We start from the raw sequence: 15,677 nt of genomic DNA on the forward strand, positions 1-15,677 counted from the left end.
GACGAGCCGAAGAAGGAGGCCCGATGGCGGCGCGCCGTGAACCCACCCTCGCTGATGTTGCCGACGCTGCCGGGGTCTCCCTGACCACTGTCTCGCGCGTCCTCAACAACCGTGGCTACCTCTCGGACTCGATCAAGGCACGGGTGGCGGCGGCCATCGCCGAGCTCAACTACCGGCCCAACCAGGTGGCGCGCGCGCTGCACGGCAAGTCGACCCAGACCATCGGCGTCATCGTCCCCACGGTGGCCCTGCCCTTCTTCGGCGAGCTGGCGGCCGAGATCGAGAACGCCCTGGCCGACCACGGCTACCGGATCCTCGTGTGCAACTCCATGGGGCGGGCTGACAGGGAGCGCGAGTACCTCGACCTGCTCGTGTCCCACCGGGTCGACGGCATCATCTCGGGCGCACACAACGAGAACCTCAAGGAGTACGGCACCGTGCGCCTTCCGCTGGTCACGGTCGACAGGGAGCTGTCTCCTGCGGTGCCCAACGTGCGCTGCGCCAACGAGGAGGGCGGACGTGCCGCCACCGAGCTGCTGCTCGAGCGCGGATCGCACAGCCCCGCCCTGCTCACCTCCCGCACCGGGGCCCATAACCGCCGGGAGGCCGGCTACCGCCAGGTCCTGGAGCGCGCCGGCATCGAGCCGGTCATCATGACCGTCGACTTCCACACCCCCGACGCCGAGCGAGCCAGGCTTATCAACGCCCACCTCGACGCTGCAGGTTCCCAGGTCGACGCAGTCTTCGCCACCGACGACCTGTCGGCGGCGGCCGTCCTGCACTGGGCGACGGGCAGGGGCCTGGAGGTGCCCACCGACTTCAAGGTCGTCGGCTTCGACGGGACGGCGGCTGTGCGCAGGGCCCTGCCCGAGCTGACGACCATCCAGCAGCCCATCGGCGCGCTGGCTCGCACCGCGGTCGAGGTCCTCCTCACCCAGGTCGAGGCCGTCGCCCAGGGTGAGGAGATCGGGTCGAGCCCCTCCCCCGCCGAGCTGCCGGTCACGGTGCTGCGGGGCTCGACCGCCTGAGGTCGCCCGGGCACCTCGCAGGCGCCTGCGCGGGCTCCCCCGTGCACGACGACGCGGGCCGTGGGACCTGTCCGGTCCCACGGCCCGCGCTCGTTGCCGACGCTGTGCTCAGGCCTGAGCGCCCTGCGCTGCCGGCGTCACCGCGAACAGGGCGTCCTGCCTGGCGACCTCGCCGCTGGCGGTGTCGACCAGCTCACCGAAGGCCGTGGCGTTGGAGACGACGACCGGGGTGACGATCTGGTAGCCGGCCGCGGTCACGCCCTCCCAGTCGACCTCGACGAGGGTCTGGCCGCGCAGGACGGTGTCGCCCGCCTTGACCCTGGGAGTGAAGTGCTTGCCGTCGAGCTGGACGGTGTCCATGCCGACGTGGATGAGCAGCTCGACGCCGCTGGCCGAGCGGATGCCGTAGGCGTGGCCGGTCGGGAAGGCGACGATGATCTCACCGTCCACCGGGGAGACGACCGGTCCCGAGGCGGGGACCACCGCGAGACCCGGGCCGAGCATCCCCGAGGCGAAGGTCTGGTCCTCGACCTCGGACAGCGCGACGGCGGTGCCCTCGATGGGCGAGGTGATCGTGAAGTCGGTGTCGGCGCCCTCGGGCAGCTCGACGACGACGGCCTCCTGCTCGTGGGAGGCGGCGACCTCGGCCTCGAGCGCTGCCTCGTCGTCGTCGGTCGCCATCGAGGCCTTGCCACGGGCGCTGCGCGCGTAGCCGAAGGCGGCGACGAAGGCCAGGGTGAAGGTCACGAGCTCGAGGATGATGTACCTGGGGATGTCCTCGGGCACGATCGACACGAAGCCGACGAAGCCCGCCGCGCCCAGCGCCTGGGAGTGGATGTCGAGGATGGCGACCATCGCGCCGCCGAAGCCGGCCGCACCCATACCGATGTAGAAGGGCCAGCGCAGGCGCAGGTTGACACCGAAGATCGCGGGCTCGGTGATGCCGAAGACCGCCGAGGCGCCACCGGCACCGGCCAGACCCTTGAGCTTGGGGTCACGGGTGTTGAAGAAGACCGCCAGCGCGACGGCGCCCTGGGCGACGTTGGCCATCGAGGCGATCGGGAAGATGAAGGAGCCCGGTCCGCCGTTGGACATCTCGGCGATGAGGGGCAGCTCGATGGCCGGGAAGGACTGGTGCAGACCGGTGACGACGATCGGCGAGTAGACGAGGCCGAAGAGCAGGCCGCCCACCGGGCCGACCGTGTTGTACAGCCACGCGATGCCGTCGGTGATGCCGTCGGACAGCATGCGGGTGAAGGGGCCGACGACGACGAAGGTGAGGAACCCGGTGACCAGGAGCGTGATGAGCGGGGTGAGCAGGAAGTCGGCGGTGCCCGACAGGCGCTTGTGGAGCCACTTCTCGATCATCGACATGATCCAGGTGACTGCCAGCACCGGGATGACCATCGCCTGGTAGCCGATCTTCTCGACCTCGAGGCCGAAGAGGTTCCACACCTCGATGGTGCCCGCCTCGCGGGCCGCCTGGATCGTGTAGGCGTTGGTCAGCTCGGTGGAGACCATCGCGGCACCCATCGCGGCACCGAGGTACATGTTGCCACCGAAGCGCTTGGCCGCCGAGAAGCCCACGAGCACGGGCAGGAAGGCGAATGCCGCCGAGGACACGAGGTTGATGAGGCTCGCGTAGTCGCTCAGCCACGCCCAGCGCTCGGTGAGCGACTGCTCGCCGAACATCCCCTTCGCGGTGAGCACGTTGTTGATCGCCATCATCAGACCGCCGGCGATGAGGGCCGGCAGGATCGGGACGAAGATGTCGGCGACCATCTTGATGAAGCGGGACACGGGGTTGCCGCCCTGAGCGGCCTGCTCCTTGGCCTCGTCCTTCGAGACCTCCTTGACACCGCCCTTGGTGACCATCTCCTTGAAGACGTGGTCGACGTCGCCGGGGCCGACGATGATCTGGAACATTCCCCCGGCGATGAAGGTGCCCTTGAGGTCAGGGTCCTTGTCGAGCGCCTTCTGGTCCACCTTGTCCATGTCGTTGAGAACGAGACGCAGGCGCGTCGCGCAGTGCGCTGCCGCGTTGATGTTCTCCGCGCCTCCGACGTATGTCAGGACGTCTTTCGCCACTCGGGCGTGATCCATTGCCACCCGGGCTTCCTTTCTCTGGGGATGGGGACTCTGCGTTGAGCTGGTGAGTTGAGCTGGTGGCTCAAACCGGCGCTGGTGTCGACTGCGACGGCCGGTCGTCGCCCCTGTGTCAATCGTTAGTCACGTTACCGCGGCTGTGACCTTCCCGCAACAGATAGCGGTGTTTGCCCGGGCGCCCCCGCATGGGGACCGGCCCTCAGTCGCGCAGGACCGCGCGCGCCCCCGCCAGCGACAGGGACCCGTCGGTGAAGAGCCCGGCACCCGTGGCCTGGGGCGACACGTAGGAGCGGAAGGTGAACAGCGTGTCGCCGTCGCCGACGACGAGCTCGGTGACCGACCGGTCGTGGAGGACCTCGAGGCGTCGCTCGGTGCCCGGCGTGAGGGTGACCTGACGGTGGGTGCCGTGGCGGGTGTAGCGCGACCGGGAGCGGTCGACCTCGAGGACCGGTGCGAGGGTCTCCTCCACCGGGTCGCCCTGGGACCGGGCATGCGTCTGGGGGGATGACAGGGTGATGGTGACCGAGGAGCTCTCGTCGCCGATGACCAGCCCCCACCGGCCCTCGGCGTGGTCGACGTCGAGCACGAGGTGCCACGACCGGTGGCCGTCGAGCTCGGCGAGACCGACCACCCCGTCCTCGACGTCCAGGTCCCGCTCCCCCACGGCCAGGTCGACACCGTCGTCGGCCCGCAGCGCGGGGCGCTGGATGAGCCTGCCGCCGCGCAGGGACAGCTCTCGGGGTACGGTCAGCGCGTGGACCCAGCCTCCGGTGTCCACCGACGGGTGCTCGTCCTGCTCCGCGTTGCCCGCCCACCCGGCCAGGAGGACGGGGCCGGGCTCGCCGGGGCGGCGGGCGAAGGCCTGGGGGGCGTAGTACTCGAAGCCCCGGTCCACCTCGGCGAATCCGCCGTCGCACTCGCGCAGCTCGGTCCCCACGAGGCGACCGACGGTGTAGGTGACCGGATAGATGTTCTCGTAGCCCTCGGCACCCGGGGCGATGCCCTGCGGGCACCAGATGAGCACGTCGCGGGCCTGCCCCGTCAGCTCGTCGGTCAGGCGCACGAGGCCGGGGCACTCCCACATGTAGCCGAAGGCGTCGAAGGCGCCGTGCGCGTCGGGGAAGGTCAGCTCGCCCTCGAGCTCCCAGCTGAGCAGGTCCGTGGAGCGGTAGAGGAGGGCGGCGCCGGTCAGGTCGGAGCGCTGGACGCCGATGATCATCCGGAAGGACCCGGGCTCGTCGGGGTCTCGCCACACCTGCGGGTCGCGGAAGTGCGCGGTGTAGCCCGGCGGCTGGCCGGGCAGGAGGGGGTTGCCCGGCCACTTCGTGAACTCGACGAGGTCGGCTGAGGTGGCCAGGCACTGGCTCGAGGTGCGTTCGTCGGTGACCGGGTCCTTGAGGTTGCCGGTGAAGAAGAGCTGGTAGGGGGCCGAGGCCGGGGCGTGGTCGACCTCGGCGTCCTCGAGGACGAGCGCGTTGCCCGAGTAGACTCCCGAGCGGTCGTAGGGGGAGTCGGGGACGATCGCCGGGTCGTGATGGTGCCAGGTCACGAGGTCGCGGGAGGAGGCGTGCCCCCAGTAGACGAGCTTGCGGTGGGGGTGGAAGGGGCTGAACTGGTAGAAGGCGTGGTAGGTCCCGGCGTCGACGAGCAGTCCGTTGGGGTCGTTGAGCCGCCCGACCGGAGGGGCCACGTGGTAGCGGGGGTAGTCGGGGTCCTCGGTCGCCCGGGAGGAGCCCACCGCCGCCAGGGCGAGGGCCCTGAGGTCCTCTGTCATGAGGGGAGACTAGCAGTGGGACCCCGGCCGCCAGGGTGCTCGCGGCCCCGGGGCCGCCTCGAGGACCGCCTCGAGGACCGCGGTGCGGGACAACCGGTCTGGGAGGCGTCGGTGGACGTCAGTGGAAGTAGGGCACGATGAGCCACAGGCCGTACACGACGATGCCTGCGGCGATGAGCAGGAAGAATCCTGCGAGGATCTCTGCGGCGTGGACTCCCTTGACCTCTCCGGCCTTGCGGCGCAGGTGGACCTCGTCGAGCATGCGCGCGGCCGAGGAGGAGATCGCCAGGATGAAGGCGGTGCCCAGGACCGTGACGACGGTGACCAGTCCCAGGGAGGCCCAGTCGACGTTCATGCCTGCAGCTCCTTGTCCGCCGCGCCGGCAGCGCCGACGAGCTCCTTGCGTACCTGGTCGACGGTCTTGGGCTCGCGTCCCAGCGCGGGGTCGGTCGGCCGGCCCACGACGACCTCGTCGGCGTCGTTGACGTTGGAGAAGTCGACCCGGTTGTGGTTGGCCTGGCGGATGATGAGCATGGCGCCGACGACGAGCATGAGGATGACCGTGAGCGTCCCCAGGACCCCGCCCTTGACGGCGATGAAGGAGGTGACGGCGCCGACCAGTCCTGCGCAGGGCAGCGTGATGAGCCAGGCCGTGCCCATCTTGCCGAAGGTCCGCCAGGACACCTTCGTGCCGCGGCCCACGCCCGAGCCCAGGATCGAGCCCGTGCAGATGTGCGTGGTCGACAGGGCGAAGCCGAGGTGGGAGGAGGCCAGGATCGCCACGGTCGAGGCGGTCTCGGCGGCGAAGCCCTGCGGGGAGTCGATGTGGACCAGGCCCTTGCCCATGGTGCGCATGATCCTCCAGCCGCCCGAGTAGGTGCCCAGGCCGATGGCCAGGCCCGCGGCGAGGATGACCCACCACTGGGGGGCGGTGCCCGCCGCCTGGTAGCCACCGGCGACGAGGACGAGCGTGATGACGCCCATCGTCTTCTGGCCGTCGGAGGTTCCGTGGGCCAGGGCGACCATGGAGGCCGAGATGCGCTGGCCGTTGCGGAAGACGCTCTGGCTGTAGCGGTCGGTGGGCCGGGCGATCCGGTAGGCGATCCGCGTGGCCACCGCTCCGGCCAGGCCCGCGACGCAGGGGGCGATGAGCGCGGGCAGGATGATCTTGGACAGCACCGTGCCCCAGTGAACCCCGGCCATGCCCGCGGCGACGATGACCGCGCCGATGAGGCCTCCGAACAGGGCGTGGGAGGACGAGGAGGGCAGTCCGAAGAGCCAGGTGGCCAGGTTCCACAGGATCGCGCCGGCCAGGCCCGCGAGCACCATCTCAGGGGCGGCCTGGATGAGGGAGTCGTCGAACATCCCGTGGGAGATCGTCTTAGCCACCTCGGTGGACAGCAGGGCGCCGACGACGTTGAGCACGGCCGCGATGAGGACGGCTCGCTTGGGCGTGAAGGCGCCGGTCGCGACCGAGGTCGCCATCGCGTTGGAGGAGTCGTGGAAGCCGTTGGTGAAGTCGAAGACGAGCGCCACGACGACGACGACCGCAACGATGAACAGGGTTGTAGTCATGCCATTCCCGGTCAGGCGTGTGGGCCTGGTGGGGCACCGGTGGTACGACGGCGGACAGGCCCGGGCCACGTGGATGAGGCCCGAGGACATTCTTACCCCGCCGGATCACGACGGGCAGGGCAGTCAGGGGTTGTTCACCAACTGTTCACCTCGTGTGGAGGTGGGACTGGTCACGTGTCGGCCCAACGTCCCGATGGGGTGCAGACAAAGAGGCGGACGCCTCACCGGGAGGTGCCCGGGCGGGGTCGAGCACGGCGATAAGGTCGTGCCATGGCAGCCCGAAGCGGGAGCAGTAGTCCCTCCACGTCCCTGTCCGCACCTCACGACTCCCCCGCGGTCCTCGACCTGGGTGTCGACCTGGGCACGACCCGCACGGTCGTCGCGCGCGCGGACCGGGGCAACTACCCCGTGCTCCCCTTCACCGACGCCCAGGGTGACGCCCACGAGTACCTCCCCTCGGTCACCGCGCTGACTGACGACGGTCTCGTTCACGGCTTTGAGGCCCTGGCCGCCGCGCGCGCCGGGGCGCCGCTGCTGCGCAGCCTCAAGCGGGTCCTGTCCTCCCCCACCGTCAAGGCCTCGACGCCGGTGACGATCGGCGGGCAGACCTTCGGGGTGCTCGAGGTGCTCGCGAGCTATCTGTCCTGCGTGCGCTCCCACCTGCGGGGCTCGGGGGCGCTTGACGGCGTCGACCCGGGGGACGAGGACGCCAACGTGGCGGTGGCGGTGCCCGCCCACGCCTACGGGGCGCAGCGGCTCATCACCCTCCAGGCCTTCCGCGCGGCAGGCTTCCACGTGACCGCCATGCTCAACGAGCCCAGCGCGGCCGGCTTCGAGTACACCCACCGCAAGGCCGCGACCGTCTCCTCGCGGCGCACGAGGGTCCTCGTCTACGACCTGGGGGGCGGCACCTTCGACTCCTCGGTGGTCGACGTGCGCGACGACGACCACGAGGTCCTGGCCTCGCGCGGCCTGGGCGACCTGGGCGGGGACGACATCGACCTGCTCCTTGTCGAGATGGTGCTGGCCAGGGCGGGGGTCGACGAGCAGTCGCTGAGCGCCGGCGAGCTCGATGACCTGCTCGTCCAGTGCCGAGACACCAAGGAGGCCCTCGCCCCGCAGACGCGCCGTCTCCTGCTCAGCCTGCGCGACAACGACGTCGTCCTCCAGGCGGCAGACCTCTACGAGGCTGCCGTCCCCCTGGTCGAGCGGAGCCTGGCGACGATGTCCCCCCTCGTGGGGCGCCTCGAGGACGGTGGACCCGACCTGACCGACATCGCCGGCATCTACCTCGTGGGAGGGGCCTCGTCCTTCCCGCTCGTGCCCCGCATGCTCCGTGAGCGCTTCGGGCGTCGCGTCCACCGCTCCCCCTACCCCGCTGCCTCGACAGCCATCGGGTTGGCCATCGCGGCAGACCGCTCCTCGCGCGCCCGCCTCAAGGACCGCCTGTCGCGCGGCTTCGGGGTCTTCCGCGAGGCAGACGGCGGCACCCGTACGGTCTTCGACGCGATCTTGACCCAGGACGCCGTCCAGCAGGACTCCTTCGGCCTGCAGGGCACGGTGCTCGTTCGCGAGTACCCTGCGGTCCACAACGTCGGGTGGTACCGCTTCGCAGAGTGCGCCGGTGTTGACGAGCACGGCGCGCCGCGCGGGGAGATCGCGCCCTACGAGGACATCGTCTTCCCCTTCGACCCGGCTCTGCGGGGCCGGGACGACCTCGCCCAGGTCCCGGTGGAGCGCACCGGCTGGGGTCCCCGGGTCCAGGAGCGCTACGAGGTCGACGGCACCGGCATGGTGCGGGTGACCCTGACCGACCTGTCCGACGGCTACAGCGGCACCTACGTCCTGGGCGTTCGCACCGACTGACCATCGACTGACCATCGACGTACCACTGACTGGCACGAGCTGGCACGAGCTGGTACGGCCCGGCACCGACTGGCTCAGGCCGTCTGTGTCTCGTCGCGGCCTGGTCACGACGCCGTCATCACGTACTCCGCCCCCGACGTTCCACGTCGGGGGCGGTTGTCGACGGCTGGGTGAGGCCCTGCGCGCCCGGGGGTGAGCCGGGACCGGCGGGTGCCTCAGATGGCCTGGCGCTTGGCGGCGCGACGCTGGGCGAGCTCGTCCTCGACCGCGGGGGCGTGTGCGCGGTCGACGGGCAGCTCTGCGAGGTCTCCCTCGACCTCGTGCCACACCCTGCCCACGGCGATGCCGAAGACGCCCTGCCCGCCCTGGACGAGGTCGATGACCTCGTCGGCGCTCGTGCACTCGTAGACCGAGGCGCCGTCGCTCATGAGGGTGATGGCGGTGAGGTCCTCGACCCCGCGCTCGTGGAGGGCGTTGACCGCGGTGCGGATCTGGTGGAGCGAGACACCGGTGTCGAGGAGCCGCTTGACGATCTTGAGCAGGAGGATGTCCCTGAAGGAGTAGAGGCGCTGGGAGCCTGAGCCCTTGGCGCCCCTGATCGAGGGCTCGACGAGCCCGGTGCGCGCCCAGTAGTCGAGCTGCCTGTAGGTGATGCCCGCCGCACGGCAGGCGATCGGTCCGCGGAAGCCGGTGTAGGCGTCGAGCTGGGCGAGGGGGTCGCCGAAGAGCATCCCCTGGGCGCGCTGGGGTGCGGTGGCGGGAAGGCTCGCTTCGATCGCGCTCACTGGCATGCTCCTGTCAGGCTCGGGGCGTGCGGGGGGAGGTGCACGCGGTGCCGGTGGTTGACCGGCATGAGCCCACGATAGATCCAGTGGGGCCCGTGCTCAACGAAGGGCGCGCCGACTGCGGTGTCGGTGCCGTCTCAATGCGGGGTCGAGGTCTGCTCGCCGCAGGGGTGGGGCGGAGCAAACGGCGTCATCGTGCTGGAAACCGGGGAGCGAGCACGACGTTCGTGTGACGGAGTGCACATCTCGTTTCACAGGAGTCCCACGAGCATCGCGTGTCGCACAGAGGGACTCCGGTGGGCTCAGGAGCCAGCAGCGTCGGAGGCGGTGGCGTGGGCGAGCTCGGCCCGCCAGGCGGCAAGGCGGTCGCACAGGTCCTCGCTGTCGAGGTCGACCTGCCTGAGGCGCAGGAGCGCCTCTGAGGCCGTGATCGGCAGGGACAGCGCCTGGGCGAGGAGAAGCCCGTCGGAGGGGGCGCAGGCCACCGTCGTGCGCCGGGGCTCCTCCCCCGCCCCGCGCGCCAGGACCACGGAGGCGCACAGGCGGGCGTCGGCGTCGACGTCGAGCAGCACCTGCTCGGCCCGCCCGCCCAGCACGTCGCCCAGACCGGCGACCATGTCCGGCCATGTCGGCCGGGGCGCGACGTCGGGCGCGGAGAGCGTGATGCCCTCACGGGCGCTGACCGGCACGGCGATCACGCCCGGGCCGTCGGCCTCGACCAGGAGCGCGACCAGACCGTGTCCCAGGGCCGTCGAGCGAATGGCGGCCAGAGTCATGGTGCGCATGAATCCAATCTACGGTCGTCGCGCCCACCTGTCCTGGAAACGGGCCGCCCGGTGTGGCGCCGTGCTGGTCAGTCGGTCTCCTGGACCGCGGCATGCAACAGGCGTGCGTGCAGCTCGGCGACGATGCCCGCCAGCTCCGAGGCCGCGTCCTCCCCCGCGGTCGCCGAGCGGCGTCGCTTGTGCTGGACGGCCAGCGCGATCGTGTCCGCCTCGCGCTGGGCCGCCGAGCGCACGGCGCGCAGGTTGCGCACCGGGATCCCCCGCTGGTGGGCGCGCAGCGCCAGCTCGACGGTCCTCAGGTCGCGGGACTCAAAACGTCCCTGCGGGTCGGGGGTGATGAGGCCGATGACGACGAGCTCGTCGACCTGCTCGGCCGTTGCCCCCGAGTGGTGGACGAGGTCCTCGAGGCCGAGGGTCGAGGAGGGCAGGCCGTGTCCGTCGGTGGTCACGACCCGGGCGACGGGCGCCGGCGCCGGGGCGTCGACGGCGGCGTCGAGATCGGCGAGGCGGTCCCGGATGACCGACAGAGGCAGGTACTCGTCGCGCTGCGCGGTCAGGGCGTAGCGCAGACGCTCCATGTCCGCCTTGGAGTAGCGCCGGTAGCCGTTGCCGACGCGGTAGGGGCTGATGAGGCCCTCGCCCTCGAGGTAGCGGACCTTTGAGATGGACAGGGCGGGGAACTCGGTCTTGAGACGGTCGACCAGCTCGCTGATCTTCATGACCGGGTCGCGCGGCACGTCCCGGGGCCACGGGACGGCAGCGGGGCTCTCCTCGGGCTGGGGCTCGGCGGCGGACCGCTTCGCGGGGACGGCGCTCACCGGGAGGCGGCCTGCAGGGGACCCGGGTGGTAGGTCATCCGGTACTTGCCGATCTGGACCTCGTCTCCCGGACGCAGCGCCGCCTGCTCAACACGCTCCCGGTTGACGTAGGTGCCGTTGAGCGAACCGGAGTCGCGCACCGCGAACCCGCCCTCGGGCAGGGCGGCGAAGATGGCGTGCTTGCGCGAGACCGTCACGTCGTCGAGGAAGATGTCGGCGCGGGGGTGGCGGCCGACGGTCGTCTCGGCGGAGTCGAGCAGGAAGCGGGCCCCGGTGGTCGGGCCCTGCTGGACAAGCAGGAGAGCGGTTCCGGCGGGCAGGGCGGCGATCGCGGCACGGTCCTGCTGCGACAGGCCCAGGAGCGGCGCCGCCGACTCCATGGAGACGTCGATTGCCCCGAAGGTCTGGGTCGACGTGGGATCCGGCTCGATCGGCGTGCTCGACATCTGTGCCCCTCAGGTAGGGCGGTGCCCGTCGCACCGCGATGGGCTCACCATACCGTCGCCCCCCGTTCCCGTCGCAACGCGTGGCCCGTCCTGAGGTCGCCGAAGACGGCAGGACCCCTCCGGTCGGGGACGCTGGGAAGGCACGGACGGCACGGAAGGCACGGATGGCAGGGACGGCTCAGTGAGCGGCCGCGCGCACCCGCAGCACCTGGACCAGGTCGTCGCGGCCCTTGAGGACCAGGCGGCGCAGGGCCGCCGGGGCGTGGGGGTGGTCGGCCAGCCACGTCTCGACGGCCGCGAGGTCGCCGGCCTCCCCCGCGGCGGGGAACAGCCCGACCGCGAGGCGGGTGGCCGACTCCTGGGGCCTGGAGGCCCACAGCTCCTCGAGGGCCCCCAGGTAGGTCCCGGTGCTCCCGGCGGTCAGCTCGCGGTGGCTGTCGACGGCGAAGCCGACCACGAGCGCGGCCACCTGGTCCTTGCTCAGGGTGGCGTCGGTGAGCAGCCGCTCGAGCACCTCGGCCTTGAGGTCCGCCGACGGCAGGGAGGACACGGCCCGCAGGTGGCGCACGGCCCCCGTGGACGAGGGGTCGGTGCGACGCTGGTCGTCCAGCTCGGCGTCGGTGACCTCCCCGAGGCAGGCCAGGGCGGCCAGGACCCGCCAACGCAGGTCGTTGTCGGCAACCAGGCCCTCCAGCCCGCCGTCGGCCAGCAGGCGCAGGCGGGAGGCGCACGAGGCGCGGGCGGCCGGGTCGAGCACGAGGCCCTCGCCGGCGGCCCGGATCCAGGCCCGGGCGCGCACGAGCTGGGCGTCGGAGCCCGGCGCCGCGGCCATGAGCAGGCCCCAGGCCCCCTGTCCCTCCGGGCCGCGGGTCCCGGTCAGGTCCCCCAGGAGCCGGGCGCGCTCCTGTCCCTCGGACAGGCGCACCGCGGCCGTCAGGGCCTGGTCGAGCACGGTGGTGAGGGTGGCGGTCTCTGAGGAGTCGGTGGCGCGCTCCAGCACGGTCTCGACGAAGTCGCCCGGGGCCATGATCGCGTCGCGCACGAGGGTGTCGAGGCAGGACCACCACAGGGACCGGGTCAGCGGGTCGGTGAGGCGGTGCAGGGCCCGCCGGGCGGTGGCCAGGGAGGCGGGGTCGGGACGCACGACCGCGTAGGTGTGGTCCTCGTCGTTGACCGTGACGAGGTCGGGCACCGGCAGGCCCGCGGCGCCGGGGACCTCGGCGCGGGGCCCGGTCAGTGACACCGGCAGCCGGTGGGTGCGCACGAGCTCGCCGCCCGGGCCCTCGAAGGAGTACAGGCCGACGACGAGGCTGTGGGGTCGCAGCACCTGCTCGCCGGTGCGCGGGTCGAGGCCCTCCTGGGTCAGGACGAGGGAGGTCAGGAGCCCCTCAGCCGTCGTCATCTCGTCGCTGATGACCGAGGGCCCGCAGGTGGACAGCCAGGCCTGCGCCCAGGAGGACATGTCCCGACCGGAGGCCTCCGACAGCGTGCCGATGAAGTCGGTCAGGTCGGCGTTGCCGTAGGCGTGCTCGGTGAACCAGCGCCTGGCCGCCGTGAGGAAGACCTCCTGGCCCAGGTGGGCGACGAGCTGCTTGAGCACCGCCGCGCCCTTGGCGTAGGTGATCCCGTCGAAGGCCTGGCGCGCCGCCTCGACGTCGTCGACCTGCGCGACGATCGGGTGGGTCGTCGAGGGCCGGGCGTCCTCGCGGTAGGCCCAGGCCTTGCGCCTCGAGGCGAAGGAGACCCACGCCTCGGTGTAGGCGGTGGCCTCGGCCTGGGCCCAGACCCCCTGGTGCTCGGCGAAGGACTCCTTGAGCCAGGTGTCCTCCCACCAGCGGGGGGTGACGAGGTCGCCGAACCACATGTGGCACATCTCGTGCAGGATCGTCCCTGCCCGCTCAGCCCGCTGGGCTCGGGTGGCCCTGTCACTCAGGAGGTAGGTGTCCTCGTTGAAGGTGACGCAGCCCGGGTTCTCCATGGCGCCCAGGTTGTACTCGGGGACCAGGACGCTGTCGTAGGAGCCCCACGGGTAGGGGAAGCCGTAGACCCGGTCGAACAGGTCGAGGCCGGCCGCCGTGATGGCCATCGGCTCGTCGTCGAGGTGCCTGGCCACGCTGGCCCGGCACGACCACGACAGCTCGACGGCGGGGTCCTCGGGCCGCAGGGGCGAGGACCACGAGGAGGTGACCCGGTGCCAGGGCCCGGCGGCCAGGGCGGTCAGGTAGCTGGGCAGGGGCGGTGTCGTGGACATGCGGGTGACCGTGCAGCCCTCGCGGTGGTCCGCGGGCCTGGTGGACTCGACGACGCCGTTGGCCAGGACCGTCCAGGACGCCGGGTGCAGGACGGTCAGGGTGAAGGGCGCCTTGAGGTCGGGCTGGTCGAGGCAGGGCCAGGCCCTCCGGGCGTCGGAGGGCTCGAAGTGGGTGTACAGGTAGGTGGCCGAGTCCACCGGGTCCACGAAGCGGTTGAGGCCCTGTCCCGAGTTCGACAGGCGGCCCCGGGCTCCGACGTCAACCGTGTGCCTGCCCGGGGCGAGCTCGGGCAGGGCCAGGCGCGCCCCGTCCCACGCCACGGGCACGATGACGCCGTCGACGGCCGTCTCCCGGACGTGCTCCCCGACGAAGTCCACCCACAGGCCGGCCGCCCCGGGCTCCTCGACGACGAGGGTCAGGGTGGAGCGGACGTCGAACACGGAGCACCCGGGCGACCGGGTGTCGCACAGGTCGACCACGACCTCGAGCGCCTCGAGGCGCAGCACGCCGGAGCGCCAGGCGGCCTCCTCACGACCGATGTTGCCCCGGCCCGAGGCGCGGGCCGGGGCGTGGCTCAGGGGCACGGCGGTCAGTCCCACTTCTCCTCGGGGCGGCCGGCCTGGGCCCACAGCACGTGGTAGACGCCCTCAGGGTCGTCGACACGGTGGTAGGTGTGCGAGCCGAAGAAGTCGCGCTGGCCCTGGATGAGGGCGGCGGGCAGGCGCGGGGCGCGCAGCTGGTCGACGTAGGCCAGGGAGGAGGCGAAGGCCGGTGCGGCCACCCCCGACCGCGCGGCGGTGGCGACGACCTCGCGCCAGGCGGGCAGGGCGGACTGGAGCGCCGCGGACAGCGCCGGCGCCGTAAGGAGGCTGACCAGGGAGGGGTCCTGGGCGTAGGCGGTCATGATGTCGTCGAGGAACCGGGCGCGGATGATGCAGCCGTCGCGCCAGATGCGGGCCATGGCGCCCAGGTCGATCTCCCAGCCGTTGTCGGCCGAGGCGGTGGCGATCTCGTCGAAGCCCTGGGCGTAGGCGGCGATCTTCGAGCCGTAGAGGGCCAGGCGCACGGACTCCACGAAGGCGTCACGGTCCTCCACGGCCACAGCGGTCGTGCCCGGGTCCAGGTCGGCGGCGCGCACGGCGGCGCGCAGCGCGGTCGAGGAGGACACGGCGCGGGCGAAGGTCGCCTCGGCGATGGCCGGCACCGCCACCCCGAGCTCGAGGGCCGTCTGGGTGGTCCAGGCGCCGGTCCCCTTCTGGCCGGCGGCGTCGAGCACGACGTCGACGAAGGGCTCGCCCGTGGCCGGGTCCACCCGCGCCAGCACCTCGGCGGTGACGTCGATGAGGTAGGACTCCAACTCTCCGTGGCGCCAGGAGCCGAAGACCTCGGCGATCTCGGCCACGCTCAGCCCGGCGACGTCACGCAGCAGGGCGTAGGCCTCGGCGATGAGCTGCATGTCGGCGTACTCGATGCCGTTGTGGACCATCTTGACGAAGTGGCCGGCCCCGTCGGGGCCGACGTGCGTGCAGCAGGGCTCCCCGTCGACCTGGGCGGAGATCGACTCGAGCATCGGCCCCAGCCGCTCGTAGGACTCCGCCGTCCCGCCGGGCATGATCGCCGGGCCCTCGAGCGCGCCCTCCTCTCCCCCGGACACGCCGGTGCCCACGAAGTGGATCCCCTGCTCCCTCAGGGAGGCCTCACGCCGCTGGGTGTCCTTGTAGAAGGTGTTGCCCGCGTCGACGATGATGTCGCCGGGCTCGAGCAGCTCGCGCAGCTGGTTGATGGCTGCCTCCGTGCCGGCACCCGCCTGGACCATGATGATCGCCACGCGCGGACGCCGAAGGGAGGCCACGAAGTCCTCCAGCCGCGCCGAGGGCACGAAGTCGCCCTCGGAGCCGTGACGGGAGATGAGCCGCTCGGTGCGCGCCAGGGTGCGGTTGAACACGGCCACGGAGTGCCCGTGGCGGGCCAGGTTGCGGGCGAGGTTGGCGCCCATGACCCCCAGTCCGTAGACGCCGATGTCTGCCGAGGCCGGGGCCGGGGCGAAGTCGCTCATGTCATGCCTTTCGTGTCCTGCTCGTGCCCTTGGGGCCTGTGGGCCCGGCAGCGTGCTGCGATGGGATGGCCGGCGCGCCCGGAGGCGCCCGTGCCGAGCCTACCCCGGGCCGGGCGGGGCGCCCCGGAGGGCCCGGGCACCGGCCCGGCAGGGGCTCGGCAGGGGCTCGGCAGGGGATCGCCGCCC

The 15,677-nt window shown here is 71.8% G+C and carries 12 protein-coding genes; 2 read left to right on the forward strand and 10 right to left on the reverse strand.

The window, feature by feature from the left end; genetic code table 11:
• Positions 1-23: 23 nt before the first annotated feature.
• On the forward strand, positions 24-1,028 hold the full coding sequence (locus tag EL245_RS01870) for a LacI family DNA-binding transcriptional regulator (protein ID WP_126381563.1): 1,005 nt from the start codon (positions 24-26) through the stop codon (positions 1,026-1,028).
• Between the two features lie 108 nt (positions 1,029-1,136).
• On the opposite strand, the gene EL245_RS01875 is transcribed toward EL245_RS01870, so the two are convergent.
• From EL245_RS01875 to EL245_RS01890, 4 genes are all read right to left on the reverse strand, one after another.
• Positions 1,137-3,131 (reverse strand): sucrose-specific PTS transporter subunit IIBC, encoded by a 1,995-nt coding sequence (locus tag EL245_RS01875; protein WP_197719470.1) that lies wholly within the window; start codon positions 3,129-3,131, stop codon positions 1,137-1,139.
• Between the two features lie 202 nt (positions 3,132-3,333).
• Positions 3,334-4,908 (reverse strand): glycoside hydrolase family 32 protein, encoded by a 1,575-nt coding sequence (locus EL245_RS01880; RefSeq protein WP_126381565.1) that lies wholly within the window; start codon positions 4,906-4,908, stop codon positions 3,334-3,336.
• A gap of 118 nt (positions 4,909-5,026) precedes the next feature.
• A complete protein-coding gene (locus tag EL245_RS01885; RefSeq protein WP_126381566.1) occupies positions 5,027-5,263 on the reverse strand; it encodes a hypothetical protein in 237 nt (78 codons plus the stop codon).
• Positions 5,260-6,483 (reverse strand): inorganic phosphate transporter, encoded by a 1,224-nt coding sequence (locus tag EL245_RS01890; RefSeq protein ID WP_126381567.1) that lies wholly within the window; start codon positions 6,481-6,483, stop codon positions 5,260-5,262. Before EL245_RS01890 ends, EL245_RS01885 begins: the two co-directional genes overlap by 4 nt.
• Positions 6,484-6,753: 270 nt before the next feature.
• Between EL245_RS01890 and EL245_RS01895 the strand changes: the two genes are divergently transcribed.
• Positions 6,754-8,349: an Hsp70 family protein gene (locus EL245_RS01895; protein ID WP_126381568.1), complete on the forward strand. Its 1,596-nt coding sequence runs from the start codon at positions 6,754-6,756 to the stop codon at positions 8,347-8,349.
• Between the two features lie 215 nt (positions 8,350-8,564).
• Here the strand turns inward: EL245_RS01895 and EL245_RS01900 are convergent, their stop codons facing one another.
• The 6 genes from EL245_RS01900 to gndA all read right to left on the reverse strand — a co-directional run bounded on the left by EL245_RS01900 (position 8,565) and on the right by gndA (position 15,491).
• A complete protein-coding gene (locus EL245_RS01900) occupies positions 8,565-9,080 on the reverse strand; it encodes a MerR family transcriptional regulator (RefSeq protein WP_126383883.1) in 516 nt (171 codons plus the stop codon).
• A gap of 356 nt (positions 9,081-9,436) precedes the next feature.
• Complete coding sequence (locus EL245_RS01905) at positions 9,437-9,919, reverse strand: bifunctional nuclease domain-containing protein (RefSeq protein WP_232009831.1); 483 nt, start codon at positions 9,917-9,919, stop codon at positions 9,437-9,439.
• Positions 9,920-9,987: 68 nt separating this feature from the next.
• Positions 9,988-10,638, reverse strand: a complete 651-nt coding sequence (gene ftsR, locus EL245_RS01910) for a transcriptional regulator FtsR (protein WP_126383887.1) — start codon at positions 10,636-10,638, stop codon at positions 9,988-9,990.
• A 95-nt stretch (positions 10,639-10,733) separates the two neighbouring features.
• The gene (locus EL245_RS01915) at positions 10,734-11,183 is read right to left on the reverse strand and encodes an FHA domain-containing protein (protein ID WP_126381569.1); all 450 of its coding nucleotides are present in this window, start codon (positions 11,181-11,183) and stop codon (positions 10,734-10,736) included.
• A gap of 178 nt (positions 11,184-11,361) precedes the next feature.
• A complete protein-coding gene (pepN, locus tag EL245_RS01920) occupies positions 11,362-14,034 on the reverse strand; it encodes an aminopeptidase N (protein ID WP_232009832.1) in 2,673 nt (890 codons plus the stop codon).
• Entirely contained in the window at positions 14,025-15,491 is a 1,467-nt protein-coding gene (gndA, locus tag EL245_RS01925) for an NADP-dependent phosphogluconate dehydrogenase (RefSeq protein ID WP_126381571.1), read from the reverse strand. Before gndA ends, pepN begins: the two co-directional genes overlap by 10 nt.
• Positions 15,492-15,677 lie beyond the last annotated feature (186 nt).

The sequence above is a fragment of the Actinomyces howellii genome (assembly GCF_900637165.1).
GTDB lineage: Bacteria > Actinomycetota > Actinomycetes > Actinomycetales > Actinomycetaceae > Actinomyces > Actinomyces howellii.

What these genes read in the sequence shown, in the direction of transcription:
- EL245_RS01870 (WP_126381563.1), top strand. Translation starts at nt 24, where the DNA reads ATGGCGGCGCGCCGTGAACCCACCCTCGCTGATGTTGCCGACGCTGCC.
- EL245_RS01880 (WP_126381565.1), bottom strand. Translation starts at nt 4,908, where the DNA reads ATGACAGAGGACCTCAGGGCCCTCGCCCTGGCGGCGGTGGGCTCCTCC.
- EL245_RS01875 (WP_197719470.1), bottom strand. Translation starts at nt 3,131, where the DNA reads ATGGATCACGCCCGAGTGGCGAAAGACGTCCTGACATACGTCGGAGGC.
- ftsR (WP_126383887.1), bottom strand. Translation starts at nt 10,638, where the DNA reads ATGAAGATCAGCGAGCTGGTCGACCGTCTCAAGACCGAGTTCCCCGCC.
- EL245_RS01890 (WP_126381567.1), bottom strand. Translation starts at nt 6,483, where the DNA reads ATGACTACAACCCTGTTCATCGTTGCGGTCGTCGTCGTCGTGGCGCTC.
- EL245_RS01885 (WP_126381566.1), bottom strand. Translation starts at nt 5,263, where the DNA reads ATGAACGTCGACTGGGCCTCCCTGGGACTGGTCACCGTCGTCACGGTC.
- EL245_RS01895 (WP_126381568.1), top strand. Translation starts at nt 6,754, where the DNA reads ATGGCAGCCCGAAGCGGGAGCAGTAGTCCCTCCACGTCCCTGTCCGCA.
- EL245_RS01905 (WP_232009831.1), bottom strand. Translation starts at nt 9,919, where the DNA reads ATGCGCACCATGACTCTGGCCGCCATTCGCTCGACGGCCCTGGGACAC.
- EL245_RS01900 (WP_126383883.1), bottom strand. Translation starts at nt 9,080, where the DNA reads ATGCTCTTCGGCGACCCCCTCGCCCAGCTCGACGCCTACACCGGCTTC.
- gndA (WP_126381571.1), bottom strand. Translation starts at nt 15,491, where the DNA reads ATGAGCGACTTCGCCCCGGCCCCGGCCTCGGCAGACATCGGCGTCTAC.
- EL245_RS01915 (WP_126381569.1), bottom strand. Translation starts at nt 11,183, where the DNA reads ATGTCGAGCACGCCGATCGAGCCGGATCCCACGTCGACCCAGACCTTC.